The organism is Streptococcus oralis ATCC 35037, from assembly GCF_900637025.1.
Classification (GTDB): Bacteria; Bacillota; Bacilli; order Lactobacillales; family Streptococcaceae; genus Streptococcus; species Streptococcus oralis.
On sequence record NZ_LR134336.1, the window covers coordinates 291,473 to 317,938 of the forward strand.

Annotated in this window: 18 protein-coding genes and 1 other RNA gene; 14 read left to right on the top strand and 5 right to left on the bottom strand. The window is 42.2% G+C overall.

Features of this window, described 5'->3' with window-relative positions; genetic code table 11:
* The first annotated feature begins 72 nt into the window (after nt 1-72).
* Nucleotides 73-8,322: an SIALI-17 repeat-containing surface protein gene (locus EL140_RS01525; RefSeq protein ID WP_000373805.1), complete on the top strand. Its 8,250-nt coding sequence runs from the start codon at nt 73-75 to the stop codon at nt 8,320-8,322.
* 167 nt (nt 8,323-8,489) lie between these two features.
* Here EL140_RS01525 and pbp1a read toward each other — a convergent pair whose 3' ends face one another.
* The gene (pbp1a, locus tag EL140_RS01530) at nt 8,490-10,658 is read right to left on the bottom strand and encodes a penicillin-binding protein PBP1A (protein ID WP_001041841.1); all 2,169 of its coding nucleotides are present in this window, start codon (nt 10,656-10,658) and stop codon (nt 8,490-8,492) included.
* A complete protein-coding gene (recU, locus tag EL140_RS01535) occupies nt 10,655-11,251 on the bottom strand; it encodes a Holliday junction resolvase RecU (RefSeq protein WP_000248759.1) in 597 nt (198 codons plus the stop codon). The genes pbp1a and recU overlap by 4 nt, the downstream gene beginning before the upstream one ends.
* Nucleotides 11,252-11,317: 66 nt before the next feature.
* Here recU and EL140_RS01540 point away from each other — a divergent pair, with 66 nt between their 5' ends.
* The 13 genes from EL140_RS01540 (at nt 11,318) to fni (ending at nt 23,477) form a co-directional block, all read left to right on the top strand.
* Entirely contained in the window at nt 11,318-11,845 is a 528-nt protein-coding gene (locus EL140_RS01540; protein ID WP_000199583.1) for an SLOG family protein, read from the top strand.
* 69 nt (nt 11,846-11,914) lie between these two features.
* Nucleotides 11,915-12,244, top strand: coding sequence for a cell division regulator GpsB (gene gpsB, locus EL140_RS01545; protein WP_000146523.1), 330 nt, complete (start codon nt 11,915-11,917; stop codon nt 12,242-12,244).
* Nucleotides 12,245-12,264: 20 nt separating this feature from the next.
* An RNA gene (gene rnpB, locus EL140_RS01550) (RNase P RNA component class B) lies at nt 12,265-12,646 on the top strand.
* Nucleotides 12,647-12,729: 83 nt separating this feature from the next.
* On the top strand, nt 12,730-13,887 hold the full coding sequence (locus EL140_RS01555) for a THUMP domain-containing class I SAM-dependent RNA methyltransferase (protein ID WP_000662905.1): 1,158 nt from the start codon (nt 12,730-12,732) through the stop codon (nt 13,885-13,887).
* Between the two features lie 12 nt (nt 13,888-13,899).
* Nucleotides 13,900-15,345 carry a cell division site-positioning protein MapZ gene (mapZ, locus tag EL140_RS01560; protein WP_000039241.1) on the top strand — a complete coding sequence of 482 codons (1,446 nt, stop codon included), beginning with the start codon at nt 13,900-13,902 and terminating at the stop codon, nt 15,343-15,345.
* Nucleotides 15,346-15,420: 75 nt separating this feature from the next.
* Nucleotides 15,421-16,845 carry an NADP-dependent phosphogluconate dehydrogenase gene (gene gndA, locus EL140_RS01565; RefSeq protein WP_000158766.1) on the top strand — a complete coding sequence of 475 codons (1,425 nt, stop codon included), beginning with the start codon at nt 15,421-15,423 and terminating at the stop codon, nt 16,843-16,845.
* An 11-nt stretch (nt 16,846-16,856) separates the two neighbouring features.
* Complete coding sequence (locus tag EL140_RS01570) at nt 16,857-17,546, top strand: response regulator transcription factor (RefSeq protein ID WP_000518040.1); 690 nt, start codon at nt 16,857-16,859, stop codon at nt 17,544-17,546.
* A gap of 99 nt (nt 17,547-17,645) precedes the next feature.
* A complete protein-coding gene (locus EL140_RS01575) occupies nt 17,646-18,530 on the top strand; it encodes a PspC-like choline-binding domain-containing protein (protein ID WP_000670351.1) in 885 nt (294 codons plus the stop codon).
* A 17-nt stretch (nt 18,531-18,547) separates the two neighbouring features.
* A complete protein-coding gene (gene cbpC, locus EL140_RS01580) occupies nt 18,548-19,567 on the top strand; it encodes a choline-binding protein CbpC (RefSeq protein ID WP_000771067.1) in 1,020 nt (339 codons plus the stop codon).
* 117 nt (nt 19,568-19,684) lie between these two features.
* The gene (gene mvk / locus EL140_RS01585; protein ID WP_000163304.1) at nt 19,685-20,563 is read left to right on the top strand and encodes a mevalonate kinase; all 879 of its coding nucleotides are present in this window, start codon (nt 19,685-19,687) and stop codon (nt 20,561-20,563) included.
* Nucleotides 20,545-21,498, top strand: coding sequence for a diphosphomevalonate decarboxylase (gene mvaD / locus EL140_RS01590; RefSeq protein WP_000375370.1), 954 nt, complete (start codon nt 20,545-20,547; stop codon nt 21,496-21,498). Before mvk ends, mvaD begins: the two co-directional genes overlap by 19 nt.
* On the top strand, nt 21,485-22,492 hold the full coding sequence (locus tag EL140_RS01595) for a phosphomevalonate kinase (RefSeq protein WP_000562407.1): 1,008 nt from the start codon (nt 21,485-21,487) through the stop codon (nt 22,490-22,492). Before mvaD ends, EL140_RS01595 begins: the two co-directional genes overlap by 14 nt.
* On the top strand, nt 22,476-23,477 hold the full coding sequence (fni, locus tag EL140_RS01600; RefSeq protein ID WP_000210656.1) for a type 2 isopentenyl-diphosphate Delta-isomerase: 1,002 nt from the start codon (nt 22,476-22,478) through the stop codon (nt 23,475-23,477). Before EL140_RS01595 ends, fni begins: the two co-directional genes overlap by 17 nt.
* Before the next feature lie 138 nt (nt 23,478-23,615).
* Here fni and EL140_RS01605 read toward each other — a convergent pair whose 3' ends face one another.
* The 3 genes from EL140_RS01605 to EL140_RS01615 form a co-directional block, all read right to left on the bottom strand.
* On the bottom strand, nt 23,616-24,746 hold the full coding sequence (locus EL140_RS01605; RefSeq protein ID WP_001018561.1) for a tyrosine-type recombinase/integrase: 1,131 nt from the start codon (nt 24,744-24,746) through the stop codon (nt 23,616-23,618).
* Between the two features lie 52 nt (nt 24,747-24,798).
* Nucleotides 24,799-25,140, bottom strand: coding sequence for a DUF771 domain-containing protein (locus EL140_RS01610; RefSeq protein ID WP_000130089.1), 342 nt, complete (start codon nt 25,138-25,140; stop codon nt 24,799-24,801).
* Nucleotides 25,141-25,204: 64 nt separating this feature from the next.
* Nucleotides 25,205-26,440 carry a hypothetical protein gene (locus tag EL140_RS01615; protein WP_000032131.1) on the bottom strand — a complete coding sequence of 412 codons (1,236 nt, stop codon included), beginning with the start codon at nt 26,438-26,440 and terminating at the stop codon, nt 25,205-25,207.
* Between the last annotated feature and the right edge of the window lie 26 nt (nt 26,441-26,466).

A 26,466-nucleotide genomic window follows, 5' to 3' on the forward strand; every position in this document is an offset into this window, starting at 1 on the left:
TGGTTCTCTCCTTTTTCAAAGGAGAAATGATACCGCTTACTCATGTATGCGGATGAAAGGAATAGGAGAAAGATGGATAGACATTTTTTTGAGAAACGCTGTCACTATAGTATAAGAAAATTTGCAATCGGTGCAGCCTCCGTTATGATTGGTGCTAGTATCTTTGGCGCCAATATGGTTCAGGCGGCAGAAACAGCAACACCTTCAGAGGCAGAGGGAAGTGTCACTCATGTTCAAGCTCTGGATAAGTTACCAGATGAATTAGCCGCTGCGCTTGAAAAAGCAGATGCAGAAGCTGCAACAGAAGCAAGTCATGAAGAAACTCCAGCGACTGATGAGGGAACCAATCCTGCAGCAAGTGAAGAGGCAAAACCAGAGGCAAGCCCTGCAAGTCCCAAGCCAGCAGAAACGCCGAAACCGGTTGAAACACCAAAGGCAGACAAACAACCTGCGGAAACCACTACACCAGCAGTAAAACCAGCTGAAAAGACAATCGAAGATAGAGAAGATGTCAACCATCTCGAAGGTGCTACTGCTCAGGCAAGCAACCATGAGACTGGGACCAACTTTACTGCAGATAAGGCTATCGATGGAGATGACAATACCCGTTGGGCTACAGATAGAGATGCAGTAAAACCAACTTTTGAATTAACTCTTCCAAAAACTACCCTCATCAAGCATGTAGAAATAGACTGGGATCGTCGTCTTCGTAATGGGCAAAATGACCCCAATATCAAATCTTGGAGTCTCTACTACGCAGGTCAAGAAGACGTGGGCGCTAATGGAGAAAAACAATGGAAACTCGCTCATACCAAAACTGGAGATCCTGTTTTAGATGAGAAAGTAGATCTAGCTGAAAGTATTCAAGCTAAATATCTTAAGTTAGAAATTAACGACTATCAAGCGGGCACAATGGGCTGGAGAAACGTTGGAATCCAAGAAATTCGAGCTTATTCAAACGTTCCGGACCATAGTAGGGTAACGGATATCCGCCAAGTAACCGAACTAACAGTAGCAGAAGATGGACAGTCTCTTGTTCTACCAACTTTACCAGGAAAAGTCAGTCTCATCGGAAGCAATAAACAAGGTGTAATTGACCTTCAAAATCACATCTATAAACCTCTGACAGATCAACGCGTTAAGGTTATGGTGCAGCAAATCAAAGACAGCCATACTTTCACTAAGGAATTTGAAGTAGTCATCAAGGGTCTACATCAGGACGAGGGTGTGGGTGTCAAACCAAAAGTAGCACCAGCTGTTCAACAATGGTATGGGAAAGAAGGTCAATCTTCTATCACTTCAGATACAGTTCTTGCGACAGGAGATTCAGGATTTGATCAGGCTGCAACCTTCTACCAGTCAGACCTTGCAAGCCGTGGATTGGAACTTGCAACAGGTGACAAGCAGGCTCAAAAACGAATCGAATTTAAAAAAGTTGAAAACAAGGGTTATGGTAAAGAAGGGTACGGTATCACTATCCAAAATGATGTGATTACCATCGAAGCTGCCACAAACACAGGAGCCTTCTATGCTACTCGGACTCTTCTTCAAATGGGAGAAAGCAACCTACAAAATGGCGAAATTCGTGATTTCCCAAGTTTCAGCCACCGTGGCTTTATGTTGGATACAGGTCGTAAATTTATCCCTTATGACACTCTTGTAGACATCATGCTCAACATGGCTTACTACAAGATGAATGACTTGCAGTTGCACCTCAACGATAACTATATCTTCCTTAAGGAACACTTGGCAGGTAAGAATTTAAGTCCAGAAGAACAACTCAAATATGTCCTTGAACATGCCAAGACGGGTTTCCGTGTGGAGACAGACATTGTCGGTAAGAATGGTCAAAAATTGACATCAGATGAGCATTATACCAAGGAAGAAATGCAAAATCTGATTAAACTTGCCAAGGCCTTGCATATCAACCTAGTACCAGAAATTGACACACCAGGTCACGCCTTATCCTTTGTCAAAGTTCGCCCAGACCTCATGTATCAAGGTAGTTTGAGCGATTATGCAGGCAAGCACAATGTTGAGCGCGTAGCCATGCTAGACTTGGATAACAAGTACGAAGAAACTCTTAAATTTGTCAAATCAGTCTATGACAAACTCCTCGATGGTCCAGATGCACCGCTTCATGGTGTGTCCACTGTTCATATCGGAACGGATGAATACTATGGTAGCAGAGAAAGCTATCGTCGCTATGTCAATGACCTTATCAAATACATTAAAGGAAAGGGCTACACCCCTCGTATCTGGGGCTCACTCAGTGCGAAACGTGGGAACACTCCTGTTGATTGGAACGGAGTAGAGGTTGATATCTGGAGTATCGGATGGCAACGACCAAATGAAGCCATTGCTCAGGGAGCTAAAATTATCAACATCACAGATGTACCGACCTATAGTGTGCCAAGTGGAAGCAATAGTCAAGCAGCTTACGGGGACTATGCTAACTACGAACGTCAGTACAATAGCTGGACACCGAATGATTTTAGAACAGGTGGAGGTCCACTTCTACCAGCTTCTCATCCAAGTATCCTTGGTGGTGGTCACGCAGTTTGGAATGATAATATCGACCTTCATGAGACAGGTTTGACCTCTTATGATATCTTTAAACGCTTCTTCAAGAGCATGCAAACCACTGCGGAACGCACCTGGGGATCTGACCGTGCAGCTGCGACCTTTGCAGAACGCACCCTACCAACGAGTCCTTATGCGCCACAGTCAAATCCTGATAAAGAGATTGATCAAAGCGACTTGTTTACCATCAATTCTGAAACAGTCAAGAACTATGCAAGCAAGAAAGTGAAGGCAAGCGAACAGGGATTGGCTTTTGAGAAAGACAGCAGTATCGAAGGCTTGGCTGGTGATGTTGGTCCAAGTCACGTCTTGAAGTTTGATGTGACTGTCACTGGAGACGGTAAACAAACCTTCTCAACAAGTGGGGACAACCGTATCTATCTAGCTGATAAAGACGGTTATCTTGCTTACCAGTTTGAACAGTTCCATATCCAATTCAATAAAAAACTTGAAAAGAACAAACGTTATCAAATCTCCATCGTGACCAAACCACAATCAACGGAAGTCTATGTGGATGGTGAAAAGATTGAGCGTATTGCAAATCCAGCCCACCCTCGTTTTGCCCACAATAGCTTGGTTCTACCGCTTGAAAGCATCGGTGGTTTCAAAGGAATCTTGCATAGTGCAGAGTTGTCAGACAAAGCATTTGTAAACCCTCGTTTGATTTCAAATGATAAGATTACTGCAACCGCAAGCAGTCAGCAACTTCCAGGAAACGCGACTGAAGGCGCTGTTGAAAAGGCCTTTGACAATGATCCAAATACCTTCTGGCATACTAAATGGACTGGTGACACTGCGCCATACACTCTTACTATGACCTTGAAAGAAGCAGAAAAAATCAATGGCTTGACGTATCTCCCACGTCCAGGTGGTGGAAATGGTGTTGTGACGCGCTACGAAATCTACGCACAAAAAGATGGCCAAATGGTCAAGGTTTCAGAAGGAAGCTGGGACAACAACGCCCAAGAAAAAACAGTCAACTTTGCGGCGGTGCATACCAACAAGATTGAATTGAAAGTATTGGAAGGCGTTGGTGGTTTTGCAAGTGCAGCTGAAGTTCATCTATTGAAACCTGTCAAAGAAGAGCAAGAAACGCCTGCACCAAGTCAACCAGAAAAACCAACTACACCAGAAAAACCAAAAGTAGACCAAACCGGTGATGGAACAGTTGAATTGGCAGATCAATTCACTGCAAGTAAACCAGCTAGCGAAGACAGCATTGCAGCTGCTAGCAAGAGCGCAGACTATCTCAAGAAAGAGTACAAGGTCTTCCCAACGCCACAAAAAGTGACTTATGGCGAAGGTGTTACAGCCCTTCGTAAGCAAGTCAATCTGGTCATGGGCGATCAACTCGATATCTATACTCGCAATCGCTTGAAGAGTGTCTTGCAGGACAATCAAGTATCTTATACAACTGGTAAGGCAGCAATCGCTGGCGCAACCAATATCTATCTTGGAGTGCATGGACAAGGCTCACAAGCAGAGCAAAACTTGTCCAATGTTTCAGCAGGTCTCTTTGACAAGATTGACGCCTATGTCTTGAGTATCAAGGATAATTCGATTTCCATCGTCGGAAAAGACACTGATGCAGTCTTCTATGGTTTGACAACCTTGAAACACATGCTCAAGGAAAGCCAAGTGCCAGTCCTTCGTAATGTGACAGTAGAAGATTACGCAGAGCTCAAGAACCGTGGTTTCATCGAAGGTTACTATGGAAATCCATGGTCTAATGCCGATCGTGCAGAGCTCATGCGTTATGGTGGCGATTTGAAATTGAACCAATACTTCTTTGCACCAAAAGATGATCCATACCACAACAAGAAATGGCGAGAACTCTATCCAGAAGAAAAACTAGCTGAAATTCGTGAACTTGCCCGTGTCGGAAATCAAAGTAAAACTCGGTATGTCTGGACTATCCATCCATTCATGAACAACCGTATCCGCTTTGGCAATGAAGCGCATTACCAAGAAGATTTGGCAACCATCAAGGCTAAATTTACCCAGTTGATGAAAGTGGGTGTCCGCGAATTTGGTATCCTTGCAGATGATGCTCCAAGCCCAGTCGGAGGCTACAATAGCTATAACCGCTTGATGCAAGATATGACCAAGTGGTTGACTGAGATGCAGGGAACTTACAGTGGTCTTCGCAAAGAAATGATCTTTGTTCCTGGACAGTATTGGGGTAATGGACGTGAGGATGAGTTGAAATCCCTCAATGAAAATCTCCCAAGTTCAACATCCATGACCTTGACGGGTGGTAAGATTTGGGGCGAAGTCTCTGAAAGCTTCCTTTCAACTCTCAAGAACAATCTATCCGCAGGTGGAAAGACCTATCGCCCAGTTTCACTTTGGATTAACTGGCCTGTAACAGATAACTCTAAACAGCACTTGATTCTAGGTGGTGGTGAGAAATTCCTTCATCCAAATGTGGATCCTAGCTTGCTATCTGGTATCATGTTGAACCCAATGCAACAGTCTGAACCATCTAAGATTGCCCTCTTTTCAGGAGCTCAATACTCATGGAAACAGTGGAAATCAGAAGAAGAAGCTAAGAAAATCAATGATATTGCCTTCAACTTTGTAGAAAATGGTCATTTTGAAGATAGCAAGGTATCGGCAGCCTTCCGTGAACTTGGTAAGCACATGATCAACCAAAACATGGATAATCGTGTCGTCAAACTAGAAGAATCGGTAGACTTGGCTCCAAAATTAACAGACTTCATGACCAAGCTCAAAGCAGGTCAGGATGTGACTGCCGAACGTGCAGCCTTGCGTGCAGAATTTGCCAAGATTAAAGATGCAGCCGAACTTTATAAAGCATCAGGCGATAAAAAAATGGTTGCCCAAATCCACTATTGGTTGGATAATGCAATCGACCAAATGAATGCCCTTGATGCCTTCCTTACAGGAACTGAAGCCATGGCTACAAACGATGCAGCCAAACTCTGGGATAGCTACTATAAAGGTTTGAAATTGTACGAACAGTCTCAAACTCACACCTTCCATTATGTAGACCATATGGAAAAGGCTGAATTGGGTGTTCAACATATTCGTCCATTTATCCTATCCTTGAAAGAAGTTCTAGCGTCTGAAGTTCAAAAAGTCTTGCATCCAGACCAAATCATCAGTACCTTTATCACCAATCGAACAGGTGTAGAAGGTGGTTTGGCAGAAGTAACGGATGGCGATTTGGCAACTCATGCGATTATTAAATCACCAAATAGCATCAAGACAGGTGATTATATTGGTATGAAGTTCAACAAACCGATAGCGATTCAAACCTTGACCTTTGCTATGGGAACGCAGGCTAATCCAAATGATACCTTTAGTAAGGCAGAAGTGCAGTATCTAGATGAAAATGATAACTGGGTAACCTTGAAAGAGCCAAGCTATGTCGGAAATGAATCCCTTCTTAAGTTTGAAAATCTCAACATCAAGGCCAAGGCAGTTCGCATGATTGCGACAGCAGACCGCGAGAATACTTGGTTTGCAGTTCAGGAAATTGCAGTCAACCGTCCAGTTGAAAAAGCTCGTAGCCAACAAGCAACGACAGTTAGTCTAAGCTCAAACTTAGTTTACAAACTAAATACCTCAGCCCGTCAAATCACTGATGGCAAGGACAATACAGAAGCCATGATGGCAAATGCTGACGGTAGCAATACGACACCAGTAGATGCCTGGGCACAACTTGACCTCGGTGAAGTCAAGTCAGTCACTAAAGTTCGCCTTCGCCAAGGAACGGGTGATAAACTTGCCGCAGGTGTACTTGAGTACTCTACAGATGGAACTGCATGGCAAGAGTTGGATCGCTTGTCAGGTGAGCAAACCAAGGAAGTGACTAGATCTATCAATGCTCGTTATATTCGCGTCCGCAATACCAAGGCTCTCGACCTCTGGTGGCGTATCCAGGACTTCTCTGTTGAGACACGCTCTGGAAACAGTGAGTTAACAGACACCAACGTTGATGCCTTGAAGGAAACGCCGGTAGTGGATAGCTTGGGCAGTTACGAACTTCAAATTCCAGCTGGAACCAAACTCCCTGCTCATAGCTATCTAGGAATGAAGCTTGACCGTATCCATCAAATCAAGAGCATCCAACTCCAAGGTCAGGCCAATCCAGCTCTTAGTCTAGAGTACTCTGCAAATGCGCAAGAATGGACGCCGGCTAGCCAGTTGACAGACAGAACTGTCGCAACCCACTTGGTTCGTTATGTTCGTCTGGTCAATAAAACAGATCAGGAACAAGCTGTGACAGCCACTTCTCTCCTTGTGACAACCAAAGAAGTGCAACCAACCAAACTAGAATCTACAACTATGGGCATTCATCCAACATACGGAAGCAATGATGTTCGTAAACTGAACAACCTAGATCAACTATTTGACGGTGTTTATAACAACTTCGTTGAGTTTTCAGACTACGCCCATAAAGATGGCCATGTAACCTTGAAACTCGGTAGCGAACGTACCATCAAGAAGATCAGAGCCTACATCCAAGACGGAACTCAAAACTATCTTCGTGATGGTAAGATCCAAGTCAGCCAAGACGGTAAAACTTGGACAGATGTCGTGACAGTAGGAGATGGTGTGGCCAATAGCACACACGATGATTCATTGACAGATGGTTGGACACATGATTCTAAGATGCCAGGAAATCGCTACATCGAGGGTGAATTGACGACACCAGTTAAAGCTAACTATCTCCGTGTCCTCTATACAGCAGACTATGATGCCCGTTTTGTAGGCTTTACAGAATTGGTCATCAACGATGGTGAATTTGTCAAACCAATCAATGATCCAACAGTAGAAGGAAGTAGTGGAGAAAGCCAGGGCAACCTTTATAATAATCTTGTAGACGGAAAAGTCTTAACCAGCTACAAGTCTGAAAAAGATAAGGGCGAATTGGTGTATCACTTGTCTGAGCCAACCAATGCCAACCACCTTCGTCTCGTTTCCAGTCTTCCTGAAGGAGCTAAGGCACGTGTTCTTGCTAGAACACTCAAGGATGGTCAAGACAGTTGGACAGACCTCGGTGCCATTACATCTAGTCTCCAAACTTTTGCTATCCGAAATGGCGGCTCTCTTCTAGACGTCAAATTAGTCTGGGAAGGCGGCAAGGCTGAGTTTTATGAATTGGCAAGCTTCCATCAAGAATTGACAGAAGAACCGATCCAATCAAGCAAGGGTGAAGAACCAGCACCTGTTCTTGAGGTTCCTGAATTCACAGGTGGTGTCAATGCAGTTGAAGCCTTGGTACATGAGCTTCCAGAGTACACAGGCCCAGTAGCGACAGTAGGTGACCAAGCTGCTCCAACAGTAGAGAAACCTGAGTTCAAGGGTGGTGTCAATGCAGTGATGGCTCTAGTGCATGAATTGCCAGAATACACAGGCCCGCTAGCAACAGTAGGTGATCAAGCTGCTCCAACAGTAGAGAAACCTGAGTTTCAGGGCGGAGTCAACTCCGTTATGGCCTTGAAACATGAGCTCCCAGCTTACACAGGTCCCTTATCAACAGTAGGCGACCAGGCAGCACCGACAGTAGAGAAACCAGAGTTTAAACTTAGCACTCTAGTTTCTGATCAAGGTAAGACTCCAGATCATAAACAAGAAATTGCTAGACAAGAAATAGCTGAACAAAGCTTGCCAGCAACAGGTGAGAGTCAATCTGACACAGCCCTCTTCCTAGCAGGTGTTAGCCTAGCTCTATCTGCTCTCTTTGTAGCAAAAACAAAGAAAGACTAGTATTTAGTAAAACCTCTTAACAAGATTACGAAATCCGTTTCCTATCTTTCCCAATGAGGTTTATAGTACAGAAAAAGCCTGAGAAGATGTCTTCTCAGGCTTTTGTTAAGCAGATAGATGCAATAGTGCTATGAAAAAATCACCCAGATTTTTCTGGGTGATAAATGTTATGGTTGTGCTGGTTGAGGATTCTGATTTTGGTTCTGGTTTTGTTGACCAGGCGTTGTATTTGGTTGCTGGTTATTGGTATTATTGTTTGCACTATTATTCGTGCTTGGAGTAGTTGAGCTTGACTGTGAAGTTGAACTTTCTGATGTCGAGCTCGAACTTTCAGGTGTTGGGGCCTGTTGCGGAGCAGGGGCAGTCCATGCAGAACGAGCACTGTTTTTAAAGACGAACTCACCACTTCGATAGAGGCCTTCTGGCATAGTCCAGTCGCCAGGGTTGTTATCCTCAGACAGATAAGTCATCATTGAACGGTAAACCTTAGCAGCAACATAGAAGCCATCACCAACGATAGGAGTCAGGCGGTTTGAGTAACCTGTCCATACAGCCATTGAATATTTGCGAGTATAACCAACAAACATTTCGTCTGGGGCTACATAACCAGTATTTTTGATGTAGTTTTCAATTTCATCATCTGTATAGTTTGATGTACCAGTCTTACCAGCTTGAGGTAGCCAAGGGAGATAAGCACCACGACCCGTTCCGTATGCCAAGACAGTCTTCATCATTTCTGTCATCATATAGGCGGTCGTCTCTTTCATGGCACGAGTACCAGGATCAGCGTATTCTTTTGAGCTACCATCGCTAAAGACGATTTTGTTGATATACATTGGTTTATGGTAGATACCACCGTTAGCAAAAGCAGCGTAAGCAGCAGCCATTTTCTCACTACTTGCTCCGTACTTTTTGTTTGACTCAGTCGTATTACTTGAAATCGCGTTGGCATAGTGCATATCTGGATAGTCAATACCGATTCCATTCAGGAAGGTCTTGGCTCTATCCAAACCGACTTTGTTCAAGGTTTCTACGGCTGTAACGTTCCGTGATTGTTGGAGCGCATATTGGATGGTGATATTTCCAAAATAACTTCTATCCCAGTTGTAAACAGGGGTATCTGTTCCAGGATAGTTGTATGGAACATCATGTACAATCGAAGCAGTTGAGTCGTAGATGTCATACTCCAAGGCAGGAGCATAGTCTGTGATTGGCTTCATGGTAGAACCCCAGTCACGGTTGGTTTCCACAGCTTGGTTGATTCCGAAGGAAACATTGCTTGATTGGTGACGAGAACCTAACTGAGCAATGACTTTCCCATTTGTCACATCCACAATCGTTGAAGCTACTTGCATTTCATCATCTGGATAGTTGACATACTCGTCGGTATTGTAGATATCCCAGAGATGTTGTTGAACTTTAGGATCAACGTTGGTGTAGACGTCCATACCAGTCGTTAAGAGGTTGTAGCCTGTTTCTTGTTCGACTTGATCGATTACCTCTTTGAGATAGTTGTCCATGTATGGAGGATAACTATTAGCTGATTTTAGACTTTGAAGTCCATCTGTAATCGGAGTATTAATCGCTTTTTCATATTGCTCAGCTGAAATGTAACCTTGCCCCTTCATCTCAGAGAGGACGAGATTACGACGTTCTTGAGCAGCTTCTGGATGCGAGTATGGATCATACTGGTTTGGAGCCTGAGGCATACCAGCAAGGAGAGCCAATTGAGGAATACTTAGATCTTTGAGATCCTTGCCATAGTAACTTTGGGCAGCTGTCTGCATTCCGTAGTTCCCGTTTGACATGTAAACCTTGTTGATGTAGTAGGTCAAGATCTCTTGTTTAGTCGCTTTTTGTTCTAGCTGAACGGCTAACCAAGCTTCCTGGGCCTTACGAGAAAGAGTTTGATCAGAAGTTGACGTAGAGAAATAGGTTAACTTGATCAACTGCTGTGTCAAGGTGGAAGCTCCTTGCAGACCTCCACCACCACGAAGGTTTCGGAGGGTAGCACCTAGGATACGGATCGTGTCGATTCCTCGGTGATTAAAGAAGCGATGGTCCTCAATCGAAACAATAGCGTTGACCAAATCGGTCGGTATTTCGTTTGCTTGGGCATTGACTCGACGTTCCGATCCAAGATCAGCAATAAGCTCGTCATTGCTATCATAGATCTTACTTGACGTTGTAGCAACTAGTTTACTTTCAGAAAGTTCTGGAGCCTTGCTAACATAGTAGAGGAAGAGACCTCCACCAAGCATTACAGCTGCGATAAATACAGTTAAGAGACTGATGCTGACATACTTAGCTATTCGCAGAAAAGTTTGTTTGTTCATCTTGTTTTACCACCTAGTAAATGTTCTTTGATAATGTCGAGGTAGGGAATTTGAGGAAAGGCACCAGGCTCAATCCTATATCCATTTTCTCGAATATATCCAAGTGGCATTGACTTCTGTCCCTTATCTTGATGATAGAAACGGATGAGGTCAATAGCCGGTAATAAGTAGGTTTCTTGCTGAGAAGAAAAGTGAAGGAGTACAAAGCAGATTCCTTGCTGGGCAAGGACTTGTTCCATATGCTGGATCTGATGGGGATGAAAATTCTTCATCGGTATCGCATGTTTTTGCCTGGTTTCCTTTGCTTCAAAGTCGATGTAGTATCCATCATAAACCCCTGAATAGTCAGTAGTTGAGGCTTGTCTGAAGTAGGCTTCAACAATCTTGGCTCGACTTCGTTGGGGATAGTCGACACGTACGATTTGGATGGGAGTCGGTTTCTTGTGAATAACAGCTAACCCATGCGACAAATAGTAGTCGTTCGTAGCATTGATCATCTTTTCAAAAGACATTCCCCGATTTGCGAAATTTTTAGTTTGTGACAGGGGTGCTTGTCTTTTTTGAGATGAAATTTTATGTGGATAGTTGACCATAATTCTCCTTATTGGTACAATAACATCACTCTATTATATCATAAATTTACAAAGAAAGGGTTAAAAATGACATCAGCCTTGATTTTAGGCTATTCAGCCTTGGACCTTGGTCTCTTTAATGACAAGGATATTCGCGTTGATATTATCAAAACAGCCATTCGGAGAGACCTGGAACGTCTAGCAGAGGATGGGGTGACTTGGCTTGTCTTTACAGGGACTTTGGGCTTTGAGTACTGGGCGCTTCAGGTGGCGAAAGACATGAAAGCAGACTATGGATTTCAACTGGCGACCATTTTTGATTTTGAAACCCATGGCAGTAATTGGAATGAAGCAAATCAAGCGAAATTGAGTGAGTTCAAGCAGGTTGATTTTGTCAAATACGCCTATCCACAATATGAGCACAAGGGACAATTACGCGATTATCAAAAATTTCTGCTGGAAAATACAGATACTTGTTATCTTTTTTACGACGAAGAAAACGAAACCAAGTTACGATATTTTTACCAAATGATGAAAAATCAAGCGGACTATGTTACAAGAAGATTAACATTTGAGGACTTGAATGAAATAGTAGAAAATTTTTCTGAAAAGTAAGCCTTTGACCTTGATTTTTACTTGTCTTTTTTTATATAATAATACTAGCAACCCAGAATGGAGAGAGACATGGCAAGTATTATATTTTCAGCGAAAGATATTTTTGAACAAGAATTTGGACGTGAAGTACGTGGATATAGCAAAGCAGAGGTCGATGAATTCCTAGACGATGTGATTAAGGATTATGAAACCTACGCAGCTTTGGTCAAATCCCTTCGTCAAGAGATTGCTGATTTGAAGGAAGAATTATCTCATAAACCACAGGTAGCGCCAACTCAACCAGACTCTATTGAAGTAACGGCTTCTACTTCAATGACAAATTTTGATATTTTGAAACGCTTAAATCGTCTCGAAAAAGAAGTATTTGGTAAGCAAATCTTAGACAACCAAGATTTATAATTGACTAAGGAATGAGTGCAATTTTTGGATAATCGCGTGAAGAGGATCTCTTTTCATGAGGAAAGTCCATGCTAGCACAGGCTGTGATGCCTGTAGTGTTTGTGCTAGGCGAATCCATAAGCCTAGGGACGAGAAATCGTTACGGCAGTCGAAATGGCTAAGTCTTCGGATAGGTCAAAATAGGCTTGAAAGTGCCACAGTGACGGAGTCTTTCTGGAAACAGAGAGAGTGGAACGCGGTAAACCCCTCAAGCTAGCAACCCAAATTTTGGTCGGGGCATGGAGTGCACGGAAACGAACGTAGTACTCTGACTGCTAGCAGATTTATGCTGTTAGCGGTAGACAGATGATTATCGAAGGAAGTGGTCCTAGTCACTTCTGGAACAAAACATGGCTTATAGAAAATTGCATATAGGTTGGGGCTGAGAAATCTTTCTCAACCTCATTTTTTAAAGTGAACAAGAGAAAGGTCTTGCAAGACTAGAAATGAAAGAACAATTTAATTTAATCGCAACTGCTGCGGCGGGTCTCGAGGCTGTCGTTGGACGTGAGGTGCGAGACCTTGGTTATGATTGCCAGGTTGAAAATGGGCGTGTCCGCTTCCAAGGAGATGTGAAGGCAATCATTGAGACCAATCTTTGGCTTCGTGCAGCGGATCGCATCAAGATTGTAGTCGGAAGTTTTCCAGCTAAGACTTTTGAAGAGCTTTTTCAAGGTGTTTTTGCTCTAGATTGGGAAAACTATCTCCCGCTAGGAGCACGTTTCCCGATATCAAAGGCAAAATGTGTTAAGTCTAAACTCCACAACGAGCCCAGTGTTCAGGCTATTTCTAAGAAGGCTGTTGTGAAGAAATTACAAAAACACTATGCCCGTCCAGAAGGAGTTCCCTTGATGGAGACTGGTCCCGAGTTTAAGATTGAGGTATCTATCCTGAAAGATGTGGCAACTGTCATGATTGACACGACAGGATCTAGCCTTTTTAAACGTGGTTATCGTACGGAAAAGGGTGGGGCGCCAATCAAGGAAAATATGGCAGCGGCCATTTTACAACTCTCTAACTGGTATCCAGACAAGCCCTTGATTGATCCGACCTGTGGGTCAGGAACGTTCTGTATCGAGGCGGCTATGATTGCCAGAAAAATGGCACCAGGCCTTCGCCGTTCCTTTGCTTTTGAGGAATGGAACTGGGTCAGCGATCGGTTAATCCAAGAAGTTCGCACAGAGGCGGCTAAGAAAATTGATCGTGAACTTGAGCTGGACATTATGGGCTGTGATATTGATGCTCGCATGGTGGAGATTGCCAAGGCAAATGCTCAAGCAGCAGGCGTCGCAGGTGATATCACCTTTAAGCAAATGCGGGTACAGGACTTACGCACAGATAAGATTAATGGCGTTATCATTTCCAATCCACCATATGGGGAACGCTTGTCTGATGATGCAGGAGTTACCAAGCTCTATGCTGAGATGGGACAAGTCTTTGCACCACTGAAAACGTGGAGTAAGTTTATCCTGACGAGTGACGAAGCTTTTGAAAGCAAGTACGGAAGTCCAGCTGATAAAAAGCGAAAACTCTATAACGGGACCTTAAAAGTAGATTTGTATCAATACTTTGGTCAGCGTGTCAAACGCCAAGAGGTAAAATAGAAAGGTGAACTCATGAGTAAGAAAAGACGTGATCGTCATAAAAAAGGACATCAAGAACCACAATTCGACTTTGACGAAGCAAAAGACTTGACTGTTGGTCAAGTCATTCGTAAGAATGAAGAGGTCGAAGCAGGAGTATTGCCTGAGGACAGTATCTTAGACAAATACATCAAACAGCACCGTGAAGAAATCGAAGCCGACAAGTTTGAAACTCGTCAGTTTAAAAAAGAAGAACTGGCTTCTACTCAAAACCTAGAGGAAATGATCCAAGAAGTTCGTGAATCAAGTGAATCTTCTGATCAGGTAGACGATTCAGACATGGTTGCTGAGGAATCTATTGAAGAGATAGAAAATGAAGAGACTACTCAGTTTGTTCCACCACTTCAAGATGAAGAAAGTGCAGAAATAGAGCCTCTCGTTTTAACAGAAACAGAGCCCAAGGAAATAAATGAGGAACAAGAAGAGGAGACCTATACGCCTCTATCACGTTCGGCTCAACCAGAACCTGAAACAGGCTCTAAGAAGAAAGGTGTCATCATCATTGCTTCTGTAGTAGCTGCAATCCTTGTGCTTGCTGGAACATATTATGTCTACCGTCAAGTATCTCGTTCAAACCAAGAAATCCAGTCTTCTCAAGCAGCCTCTTCGGATGATCAAGGGACACAAACAGCTTTGAAAGACTTCAATGATCTCTATGATACTTTCTATACAGATGCTAATAAGACAGCTCTGAAAAACAGCCAGTTTGATAAATTGAGCCAACTGAAAACCTTGCTAGATAAGTTAGAAGGTAGCCGTGATTATACACTAGCTAAGTCAAGATATGATAGCCTAGCAACTCAAATCAAGGCCATTCAAGATGTCAATGCCCTCTTTGAAAGCCCAGCTATTACGGACGGTGTCTTGGATACCAATGCGAAAGCCAAAGCAGACGCTAAATTTACAGAAATTAAGACAGGGAACACAGAACTAGACAAACTCTTGGATAAGGCCATTAGTCTTGGCAAGAGCCAACAAACCAGTGCTTCCAGCTCAAGTTCAAGCTCTAGCACGAGTCAAGAAAGCTCAAGTTCAGCTACAGAAAGCAATGCAAGCAGTACGACACCTTCTACAAGCACTACGGCACCAGCTAGAGATACGAATGGTGGTTTGTCTGGCGATGGGGTTAATCTTCAAAGAAGTGCTAGTCGTGTACCTTACAACCAATCAGCTGTAGACGATAGCAACAACCCTGCTTGGACGTTTGCGGATGGTGTATTGGAACAAGTCCTAGCAACATCACGTGCTCGTGGCTATATCACTGGAAATCAATATATACTAGAACGTGTCAATATCGTAAACGGAAATGGTTATTACAACCTCTATAAACCAGATGGAACCTATCTCTTCACCCTCAACTGTAAGACGGGTTACTTTGTAGGGAATGGTTCTGGTCACGCTGATGACTTGGACTACTAGGACTCCGTTACAAAATTCTTTCCTTTCATAGGTAAAAATGATAAAATAAAACATATTAAACAAGAGGAGTGTCACATGACAAAAGCTAACTTTGGTGTCGTTGGTATGGCCGTAATGGGTCGTAACCTTGCCCTAAATATCGAATCTCGTGGTTATACAGTTGCCATTTACAACCGTAGTAAAGAAAAAACAGAAGATGTAATTGCTTGCCATCCTGAAAAGAACTTTGTGCCAAGCTATGACGTGGAAAGCTTTGTAAACTCAATCGAAAAACCTCGTCGTATCATGCTGATGGTTCAAGCTGGACCTGGTACAGACGCAACTATCCAAGCCCTTCTTCCCCACCTTGACAAGGGTGATATCTTGATCGACGGAGGAAACACTTTCTACAAAGATACCATCCGTCGTAATGAAGAATTGGCAAACTCAGGCATCAACTTTATCGGTACAGGGGTTTCTGGTGGTGAAAAAGGTGCCCTTGAAGGTCCTTCTATCATGCCTGGTGGACAAAAAGAAGCCTACGAATTGGTTGCTGATGTTCTTGAAGAAATCTCAGCTAAAGCACCAGAAGATGGCAAACCATGTGTGACTTACATCGGTCCTGATGGAGCTGGTCATTATGTGAAAATGGTCCACAACGGTATCGAGTATGGTGACATGCAATTGATTGCAGAAAGCTATGACTTGATGCAACACTTGCTAGGCCTTTCTGCAGAAGACATGGCAGAAATCTTTACTGAGTGGAACAAGGGTGAGTTGGACAGCTACTTGATCGAAATCACAGCTGATATCTTGAGCTGTAAAGATGATGAAGGTCAAGATGGCCCAATCGTAGACTATATCCTTGATGCTGCAGGCAACAAGGGAACTGGTAAATGGACTAGCCAATCAGCTCTTGACCTTGGTGTACCATTGTCACTCATCACTGAGTCAGTATTTGCGCGTTACATCTCTACATACAAAGAAGAGCGTGTACATGCTAGCAAGGTCCTTCCAAAACCAGCTGCCTTCAAGTTTGAAGGAGACAAGGCTGAGTTGATCGAAAAGATCCGTCAAGCCCTTTACTTCTCAAAAATCATCTCATACGCACAAGGTTTTGCTCAATTGCGTGTGGCTTCTAAAGAAAATAACTGGAACTTGCCATTTGCGGACATCGCATCTATCTGGCGTGATGGCTGTATCATCCGTTCTCGTTTCTTGCAAAAGATCACAGACGCCTACAACCGTGATGCAGACCTTGCAAACCTTCTCTTGGATGAGTACTTCTTGGATGTCACTGCTAAGTACCAACAAGCAGTTCGTGATATCGTAGCTCTTGCTGTTCAAGCTGGTGTACCAGTGCCAACCTTCTCAGCAGCTATTACTTACTTTGATAGCTATCGTTCAGCAGACCTTCCTGCTAACTTAATCCAAGCGCAACGTGACTACTTTGGTGCCCACACTTACCAACGTAAAGACAAAGAAGGAACATTCCACTACTCTTGGTATGACGAAAAATAAGTAGGTCTGCCATGGGGAAACGGATTTTATTACTTGAGAAAGAACGAAATCTCTCTCATTTTCTCAGTCTGGAACTCCAAAAAGAGCAATACCGTGTTGATCTGGTCGAGGAGGGGCAAAAAGCCCTTTCCATGGCTCTCCAGACAGATTATGACTTGATTTTACTGAATGCTCGTCTGGGGGATATGACGGCCCAGGATTTTGCAGAGAGGCTGAGTCGGACAAAACCTGCCTCAGTGATCATGGTCTTGGACCATCGCGAAGAATTGCAAGACCAGATTGAGACAATCCAGCGCTTCGCCGTTTCTTACATCTATAAGCCAGTGATTATTGATCAGCTGGTGGCTCGTATTTCAGCGATTTTCCGAGGTCGGGACTTTATCGACCAACATTGTAGTCAGATGAAGGTCCCAACGTCTTACCGCAATTTGCGTATGGATGTAGAACATCATACCGTTTATCGTGGCGAGGAGATGATTGCTCTGACGCGCCGTGAGTATGACCTTTTGGCCACTCTCATGGGAAGCAAGAAGGTCTTGACTCGTGAGCAGTTGTTGGAAAGTGTTTGGAAGTACGAAAGTGCGACAGAAACCAATATCGTGGATGTTTATATCCGTTATCTACGTAGCAAACTTGACGTAAAAGGTCAAAAGAGCTACATTAAAACCGTGCGTGGTGTTGGTTACACCATGCAGGAATAGAAAAGCAGTTGCAGTTGTGTAACTGCTTTTTTTGAGAAGTTTCTATATATTGACATACAGTAGAGTCTTTGCTACAATCAGTTATGGAGGAAAGATCTAATGAAATTTTTGAAAAAAATGTTGCAAGTTCTACTAGCAGTCTTTTTCTTTGCTTTGCTAGCGACAAGCACCGTCTTTGCGGATGATGCTGATTCAGAAGGCTGGCAATTTGTCCAAGAAAATGGTAGAACCTACTATAAAAAGGGGGACCTCAAAGAAACGGACTGGCGAGTGATTGATGGGAAGACCTATTATTTTGATTATAATGGTGAAATGGTTGTTGGTTGGCAATACATTCCAATGCCAGTTAAAGGATATACAATTGGTCCTTACCCTAATGGCATAAGATTAGAAGGTTCCCCAATGCCAGAATGGTACTACTTTGACAAAAATGGAGTGCTACAAGAGTTTGTTGGTTGGAAAGCATTAGAGGTTAAAACTAAAGACAGTGTTGGAAGAAAGTATGGGGAAAAACGTACAAACCCGGAAGATAAAGAAGAGAAGAGTTTTTACACGAACTATTACTTTAATCAAAATCATTCTTTAGAGACAGGTTGGCTTTATGACCAGTCTAATTGGTATTATCTAGCTAAAACGGAAATTAATGGAGAAAACTATATTGGTGGTGAAAGACGTGCAGGTTGGATAAACGATGGTTCAGCTTGGTACTATCTAGATCCAGAAACTGGTATCATGCAAACTGGTTGGAAGCAAATTGGCAATAAGTGGTACTACCTCCGTTCATCAGGAGCCATGGCAACTGGTTGGGTGAAAGATGGTTCAACTTGGTACTACCTAAATGCAAGTAATGGAGATATGAAGACAGGTTGGACAAAAGTAAATGGAAACTGGTATTATCTCAATTCCTCTGGAGCAATGGTTACAGGTAGCCAAACTATCGATGGTAAAGTTTATAACTTTGCTTCATCTGGTGAGTGGATTTAATGTTGGAGGAGATACAAATGAAGCTTTTGAAAAAAATGATGCAAGTCGCACTAGCAACATTTTTCTTTGGTTTGCTAGCTACTAATACTGTATTTGCGGATACAACAGGTGGCCAATTTGTTGATAAGGATAATAGAAAATATTATGTAAAAGATGATCATAAAGCAATCTATTGGCATAAAATAGACGGTAAAACTTACTATTTTGGTGATAAAGGAGAAATGGTAGTTGGATGGCAATACTTAGAAATTCCTGGAACAGGTTATCGTGATAATTTATTAGATAACCAACCAGTTAATGAAATCGGACTCCAACAAAAATGGTATTATTTTAGCTCAGATGGTGCTTTGCTAGAACAAACAGATAAACAAGTACTAGAGGCAAAAACGTCTGAAAATACAGGAAAAGTATATGGTGAACAATATCCTCCATCTCCTGAAAAGAGAACTTATTATTTTGATAATAATTATGCTGTAAAGACAGGTTGGATTTATGAAGACGGCAATTGGTATTATTTAAATAAGCTAGGAATTTCTGGCGATGATTCTTACAATCCACTACCAATTGGTGAAGTTGCTAAGGGTTGGACTCAAGATTTCCATGTTACTTTTGGCATTGATAGAAGCAAACCTGCTCCATGGTACTACTTAGATCCAACAACTGGCATCATGCAAACAGGTTGGCAACATCTTGGTAATAAATGGTACTATCTCCGTTCATCAGGAGCCATGGCGACTGGCTGGTATCAGGTAGACTCATCTTGGTATTATCTAGATGCTGAAAATGGTGATATGAAAACGGGCTGGCAATACCTTGGGAACAAGTGGTACTATCTCCGTTCATCAGGAGCCATGGCGACTGGCTGGTATCAGGTAGGTTCGACTTGGTACTACTTACATGCAAGTAATGGAGATATGAAGACAGGCTGGTTCCAGGTCAATGGCAAATGGTACTACGCATACAGCTCAGGTGCTTTAGCAGTGAATACGACCGTAGAAGGCTATTCGGTCAACTATAATGGCGAATGGGTTCAATAATGAAAGAGGCGATTGTGAAGGAAACAATCGCTTTTTTTGTGAAAATATAATAAAATAGATAGGAGAAAATACTACTGTATGAAATGAGACGGTCTTTTCGTCTGGTTAAAGGAAAACATGACAAAAAAAGTTGGTGTCGGTCAGGCACATAGTAAGATTATTTTAATAGGAGAGCACGCTGTCGTATACGGCTATCCTGCCATTTCCCTACCTCTTTTGGAGGTGGAGGTGACATGTAAGGTGGTCCCTGCTGAAAATCCGTGGCGTCTTTATGAGGAGGATACCTTGTCCATGGCAGTTTATGCATCGCTGGAGTATTTGGATATCAAAGAAGCTTGCATTCGATGTGTGATTGACTCAGCTATCCCTGAAAAACGGGGAATGGGTTCGTCAGCGGCTATCAGCATAGCGGCCATACGTGCGGTATTTGACTACTATCAAGCCGACCTGCCTCATCATGTATTGGAAATCTTGGTCAATCGGGCTGAAATGATTGCCCATATGAATCCAAGCGGGTTGGATGCCAAGACCTGTCTCAGTGACCAGCCCATTCGCTTTATCAAGAATGTTGGTTTTACAGAGCTTGAGATGAACCTATCCGCTTATTTGGTCATTGCCGATACGGGCGTGTATGGTCACACTCGTGAAGCAATCCAAGTAGTTCAAAGTAAGGGCAAGGATGCCCTACCCTTTTTGCATGCCTTGGGAGAATTGACCCAGCAGGCAGAAGATGCGATTAGAAGAAAAGATGCGGAGGGACTGGGACAAATCCTCAGTCAAGCGCATTTACATTTAAAAGAAATTGGTGTCAGCAGCCCTGAGGCAGACTCCCTCGTTGAAACGGCTCTTAGCCATGGTGCTCTAGGTGCCAAGATGAGTGGTGGTGGACTAGGAGGCTGTATTATCGCCTTGGTAGCCAATCTGGATCAAGCGCAAGAACTAGCAAAACGATTAGAAGAGAAAGGAGCTGTTCAGACATGGATCGAAAGCCTGTAACAGTACGTTCCTACGCAAATATTGCCATTATCAAATATTGGGGAAAGAAAAAAGAAAAAGAAATGGTTCCTGCGACCAGCAGTATTTCTCTGACTTTAGAAAACATGTACACAGAGACGACCTTGTCGCCTTTACCGACGGATGCGACTGCTGATGCCTTTTATATCAATGGTCAGCTCCAAAATGAGGCAGAACATGCCAAGATAAGTAAAATCATCAATCGCTACCGTCCAGAAGGTGAAGGATTTGTCCGTATTGATACCCAAAACAACATGCCGACTGCAGCGGGCTTGTCCTCAAGTTCCAGTGGTTTGTCCGCCTTGGTCAAGGCTTGTAATGCGTATTTCCAGCTAGGATTGGATAGAAGTCAGTTGGCTCAGGAGGCTAAGTTTGCCTCAGGGTCGTCCTCACGCAGTTTTTATGGGCCGCTAGGAGCTTGGAACAAGGATAGTGGGGAAATCTACCCTGTAGAGACAGACTTGAAACTAGCCATGATCATGTTGGTGCTAGAGGACAAGAAAAAACCAATCTCTAGCCGTGATGGGATGAAACTCTGTGTGGAAACCTCGACGACTTTTGATGACTGGGTGCGTCAATCTGAGAAGGACTATCAGGATATGCTGCTTTATCTCAAGGAAAATGACTTTACCAAAGTTGGGGAATTAACGGAGAAAAATGCCCTAGCCATGCACGCTACGACCAAGACTGCTAGTCCAGCCTTTTCTTATCTAACGGATGCTTCCTATGAAGCCATGGACTTTGTCCACCAGCTTCGTGAGCAAGGGGAAGCCTGCTACTTTACCATGGATGCCGGTCCCAATGTCAAAGTTCTCTGTCAGGAGAAAGACTTGGAGCATTTATCAGAAATCTTCGGTCAACGTTACCGCTTGATTGTGTCAAAAACAAAGGATTTGAGCCAAGATGATTGCTGTTAAAACTTGCGGAAAGCTCTATTGGGCTGGTGAATATGCTATTCTAGAGCCAGGACAGCTGGCCTTGATAAAGGCGATACCTATCTATATGAGGGGAGAGATTGCCTTTTCTGATAGCTACCGTATCTATTCAGATATGTTTGATTTCGCAGTGGACTTGACGCCAAAACCTGACTACAGCTTGATTCAAGAAACGATTGCTTTAGTGGGAGATTTCCTCGTTTATCGTGGGCAAACCTTGAGACCTTTTTCTTTGGAAATTCGTGGAAAAATGGAACGGGAAGGCAAAAAGTTTGGTCTAGGTTCTAGTGGTAGCGTCGTTGTCTTGGTGATTAAGGCCCTGCTGGCTCTATATGATATTACGGTTGATCCGGAACTCTTGTTCAAGCTGGCTAGCGCGGTCTTACTCAAGCGAGGAGACAATGGTTCTATGGGAGACCTTGCCTGTATCGTTGCAGAGGATTTGGTTCTCTACCAATCTTTTGATCGAAAGAAGATAGCTACTTGGTTGGAAGAAGAAAGCTTGGCAACAGTTTTGGAGCGTGACTGGGGCTTTTCTATCTCACACGTACAACCTGCCCTAGAATGTGATTTCCTAGTGGGATGGACCAAGCAAGTGGCTGTATCGAGTCAAATGGTTCAGCAAATCAAGCAAAACATCAATCAGAATTTTTTAACTTCCTCAAAAGCAACGGTGTCTGCTTTGGTAGAAGCCTTGGAGCAGGGGAATGCAGAAAAAATTATCGAGCAGCTGGAAACAGCTAGTCGGCTTTTAGAAGGCTTGAGCCTAGATATATACACACCTTCGCTGAGACAGTTGAAAGAAGCCAGTCAAGATTTGCAGGCTGTTGCCAAGAGTAGTGGCGCTGGTGGTGGTGACTGTGGGATTGCCTTGAGTTTTGATGAGCAATCAACTGAAACCTTAAAAAACCGTTGGGCCGATCTGGGGATTGAGCTCTTATACCAAGAAAGGATAGGACATGACGACAAATCGTAAGGATGAGCACATCCGCTATGCCCTTGAGCAGAAAAGTTCCTATAATAGCTTTGATGAGGTGGAGTTGATTCATTCTTCCCTGCCTCTTTATGACCTGGATGAGATTGATTTGTCTACAGAGTTTGCAGGTCGAAAGTGGGACTTTCCTTTTTATATCAATGCCATGACAGGTGGGAGCAAAAAAGGTAAAGAAATCAATCAAAAACTGGCTCAGGTGGCAGAAGCCTGTGGGATTTTGTTTGTAACGGGCTCTTATAGTGCAGCCCTAAAAGATCCAACAGATGATTCTTTTTCTGTCAAATCCAGCCATCCAAAGCTGCTCCTTGGAACCAATATTGGATTGGACAAGCCTGTTGAGTTGGGACTTCAGACTGTGCAAGAGATGAATCCTCTTCTTTTACAAGTGCACGTCAATGTTATGCAGGAATTGCTCATGCCAGAGGGAGAAAGAAAGTTTCGAAGCTGGCAATCGCATCTGGCAGACTATAGCAAGCAAATCCCCGTTCCTATTATTCTCAAGGAAGTAGGTTTTGGGATGGATGTGAAGACCATCGAGAGAGCCTATGAACTGGGTGTTCGAACGGTTGACCTATCAGGTCGTGGTGGCACCAGCTTTGCCTATATCGAAAACCGTCGCAGTGGCCAACGTGATTACCTCAATCAATGGGGTCAGTCCACCATGCAAGCCCTCCTCAATGCTCAAGACTGGAAAGACAAGGTCGAACTTTTGGTTAGCGGAGGGGTTCGAAATCCGCTGGATATGATTAAGTGCTTGGTCTTTGGTGCCAAGGCTGTAGGATTGTCACGTACCGTTCTGGAATTGGTTGAAACCTACTCCGTCGAAGAGGTGATTGGTATTGTCCAAGGCTGGAAAGAAGATCTGCGTTTGATCATGTGTGCCCTTAATTGTGCCACCATAGCGGATCTGCAAAACGTAGACTACATTCTTTATGGTAAACTAAAAGAAGCAAAAGATCAGATGTAGAGAGGTCGGGACAAGAATCCCGCCCTTTTTTGTAGCCTTTTGTCAACTGTAGTGGGTTGATATAATAGTATTAGACCTTGATTTTTCAAGGTCTTTTTTGAATTTGGTCACTTTTTGGTCAACTTTTTTTAGAAGAAATTATTGACTTAATAACTCTCTAACACGTTTGTTTTCTGATTCTTCTTTTTCTCTGATTAAGTGACCATATGTTTGAGTTATTTGTGTAATGTCTTTGTGTCCCATGTTTGAAGCTATAACCCAAATATCAATCCCATAACCTAACATAACGCTTGCATATGTGTGCCTAATGCCAGTCGCTGATAAATCGAGTGGTGTGAGTTTCAACTTCTTGAGATGTTCTCTTAAACGCTTATTTACTTCGTGGTTTGTAGGAACAACAGTGTACAAATCGAAAAAGATATGATTTTCTTTATTTTTGATATTTGTTTGTTCAATTTCTCTACTTTGAATCTCTTTCAATTGATTCAAAACATTCAATGTTTCTGAATCTATTGGGATAGACCTGATAGAAGTAGCTGTTTTGGGTGGCCGCCATTCTTGTTTCCTAGGGTCGTAGCGCCTGTATGTTTTGACTTCTTGAGTTTCGTTCAAAACGCAGTCCCATGTCAACCCTAGCACCTCACCGAAACGCAAGCCAGTTTTTAGCTGAATAAAAAGAAGATAGTCAATAATATTAAACTTCAGTTCAATATTATGTTTTACCTCTTTCATTAACTTATGATAATCTTCTGAACTTGTAATAGCTTTTTCTTTTTTTATCTTTCGACTTGCTTGCCCTGTAATAACAACACCATCTGTAAAATCAATGATTGATAACTTATCTTTTTTCGCAAATTGAATGACTTTTCTAACTTCCGCATTTAATCGCCGAACTGTATCTTTTCCAACTCTTTTTGCGTACTCGTTGATAAATTCTTGATACTCACTAAAATTGATGTTAGTAGCCGATTTATCTTTGAAATAATCTAAAATAAGTTTACCTCTATGCTTATGATGTGCAATTGTCCCCTGACTTTTATTTAAAGGAACTATTTGCAGATTATACCATTTCTGCCATAGTTGATAGAGAGAAATATTTGAATCAATTACGTTACCGTTTAACAACTCTAATTCAATTTTACTTGCTTCCAATATTGCTTCTTTTTTCGTTTGAAATCCTGAGTTTGAAGCAACTACCTTTTTATTTTTATCAAATATTCTATAATCCCAATTTTTCTTTTTACCTCTTTGCCTATATGAAATCGCCATATGATTATCCTTTCTTTTAAAAGATAACCAAGACATCGTCCTGGCTATTATATCATGTTTCTTTTAATAACTCTGAGAAATGCTGTTCAAAAAATGCCCTTGTCTTAGAAGCAAGGAAGATATATTTACCGCCTTGATTTTTCGGATACTTTACAAAACCATCTTTGTTTTTATCAATATCAATTTTTGAGCGAATATCAGACCGATATAGAACATTTTCTAACAACCAAGGTCGAGAGACTGAAACCATCTCTAAAACCTCTGATAAGCTCATATATTTCCCTTCTGAAGTTTGCTTCTTCATATTGAGATATTCTTCCTTTTCTACAATGATATGTGTGTTGGGAAGATTTACTTCTAAATTGTCTATTTTAATTAAAATTTTATCTGTCATATCAATTTTTCTCTTTCTATGATAAAATAAGGTATAGAAATAGTATTTACTGTTTCCATTAACTTTAGTTGTCGCTGTTTTTCTTGGTTTGGTCACTAGAGGAATCAGCGATTTCTTTTTTTATTTCTGATAAAACATCATCAGTAACAGTATTTATACCTTTACTAATTAATTTTTGTGCAATATCTTCAAAACATTGTTTTTGTTCCATCAAATTTAGATATTGCTCCATCGTAAATGTTATTTCTTTGTACTCGTTATCATTAATTTTGACATGATAAACAATGAAATGAATACGTCTATAAAGCTGAGTTATAGGGTCGTTTTTCTGTTTATCGGGAGAAACTAACATCTTATAAATTTGGTATGGACTGAAAATGCTAGAAATATGAACCTTATCCCATAACGCGTATACATTACTATAACGAGCATGGACTTGATTGGGATATACGTCTAATATTTTCAAAAAAGCTTGATAATCAATATCCCCTTTAAATTCGTCCATGAATAAAATTGATTCCCCCATATAATTATCTAACCCACCTGTACCATAATCTGATAAAACATAAACATCTTCTATACCAAATATTTCTTTCAATCGGACTTGCATATAACTTTTTCCTGTTCCTGAACCTCCCAAATGCCAATAAACCTTCATTTTCTTGACTAATGGAGCGTTAGCCACTTGCAGTTGATAAAAATGTTCCTTAATCATCTTTGAAAACTTGCGATAAGATAAATTTTGACGCATAATTTCCTCGGGGGATAGACCCTCTTCGAGCAGTTCTTGTATAATGTCTAAATCTTTTCTTTTTCCTTGTTGATTCGCTTCAATAATACCATGATTCATCATCGGAACAACAGTTGTATGAGCTTTTTCTTCATGCTTCCCTGTCTTATTGAGATATGCTATGACTTGTTCACGAGTTCCACGAGTCAGCTCAACATGAATAGTCGGGTAGAGCTTTTTGATAGCTGAAAAACGTGTCTGATTCTTTGCTTCTAAAATAAGATGAGAATGATGATTGCCATTATCTCCTATCTCATAATTAGCAGCTGCTGAGCGAGTTTCTTCTTTACCGTCCACCCAAAGATAAATTAGATGTTCAACCATTTCTTCGGGACTATAATTTTTATTTGGGTCAAGATTGTTACGAAATTCATCGACTTGTTTACGAGTTTCATCTGAATACTTTGCGTCATCAAAAGTGGTATCATTGATATTGAAAAGTTTATCAATATTATTTAAAGTACAGCAGAAAGAGCTGGCTTTGTATTGAGAATTAAGTTCTTTTGACATGTTATAAATTCCTTACTTTCTTTTTG

Bases quoted from the DNA above. Each gene is read 5' to 3' on its own strand.
- EL140_RS01595 (WP_000562407.1), top strand. From the start codon at position 21,485: ATGATTGCTGTTAAAACTTGCGGAAAGCTCTATTGGGCTGGTGAATAT.
- EL140_RS01615 (WP_000032131.1), bottom strand. From the start codon at position 26,440: ATGTCAAAAGAACTTAATTCTCAATACAAAGCCAGCTCTTTCTGCTGT.
- EL140_RS01555 (WP_000662905.1), top strand. From the start codon at position 12,730: ATGAAAGAACAATTTAATTTAATCGCAACTGCTGCGGCGGGTCTCGAG.
- EL140_RS01540 (WP_000199583.1), top strand. From the start codon at position 11,318: ATGACATCAGCCTTGATTTTAGGCTATTCAGCCTTGGACCTTGGTCTC.
- recU (WP_000248759.1), bottom strand. From the start codon at position 11,251: ATGGTCAACTATCCACATAAAATTTCATCTCAAAAAAGACAAGCACCC.
- EL140_RS01570 (WP_000518040.1), top strand. From the start codon at position 16,857: ATGGGGAAACGGATTTTATTACTTGAGAAAGAACGAAATCTCTCTCAT.
- gpsB (WP_000146523.1), top strand. From the start codon at position 11,915: ATGGCAAGTATTATATTTTCAGCGAAAGATATTTTTGAACAAGAATTT.
- fni (WP_000210656.1), top strand. From the start codon at position 22,476: ATGACGACAAATCGTAAGGATGAGCACATCCGCTATGCCCTTGAGCAG.
- mapZ (WP_000039241.1), top strand. From the start codon at position 13,900: ATGAGTAAGAAAAGACGTGATCGTCATAAAAAAGGACATCAAGAACCA.
- pbp1a (WP_001041841.1), bottom strand. From the start codon at position 10,658: ATGAACAAACAAACTTTTCTGCGAATAGCTAAGTATGTCAGCATCAGT.
- mvaD (WP_000375370.1), top strand. From the start codon at position 20,545: ATGGATCGAAAGCCTGTAACAGTACGTTCCTACGCAAATATTGCCATT.
- EL140_RS01605 (WP_001018561.1), bottom strand. From the start codon at position 24,746: ATGGCGATTTCATATAGGCAAAGAGGTAAAAAGAAAAATTGGGATTAT.
- gndA (WP_000158766.1), top strand. From the start codon at position 15,421: ATGACAAAAGCTAACTTTGGTGTCGTTGGTATGGCCGTAATGGGTCGT.
- EL140_RS01610 (WP_000130089.1), bottom strand. From the start codon at position 25,140: ATGACAGATAAAATTTTAATTAAAATAGACAATTTAGAAGTAAATCTT.
- EL140_RS01525 (WP_000373805.1), top strand. From the start codon at position 73: ATGGATAGACATTTTTTTGAGAAACGCTGTCACTATAGTATAAGAAAA.
- EL140_RS01575 (WP_000670351.1), top strand. From the start codon at position 17,646: ATGAAATTTTTGAAAAAAATGTTGCAAGTTCTACTAGCAGTCTTTTTC.
- mvk (WP_000163304.1), top strand. From the start codon at position 19,685: ATGACAAAAAAAGTTGGTGTCGGTCAGGCACATAGTAAGATTATTTTA.
- cbpC (WP_000771067.1), top strand. From the start codon at position 18,548: ATGAAGCTTTTGAAAAAAATGATGCAAGTCGCACTAGCAACATTTTTC.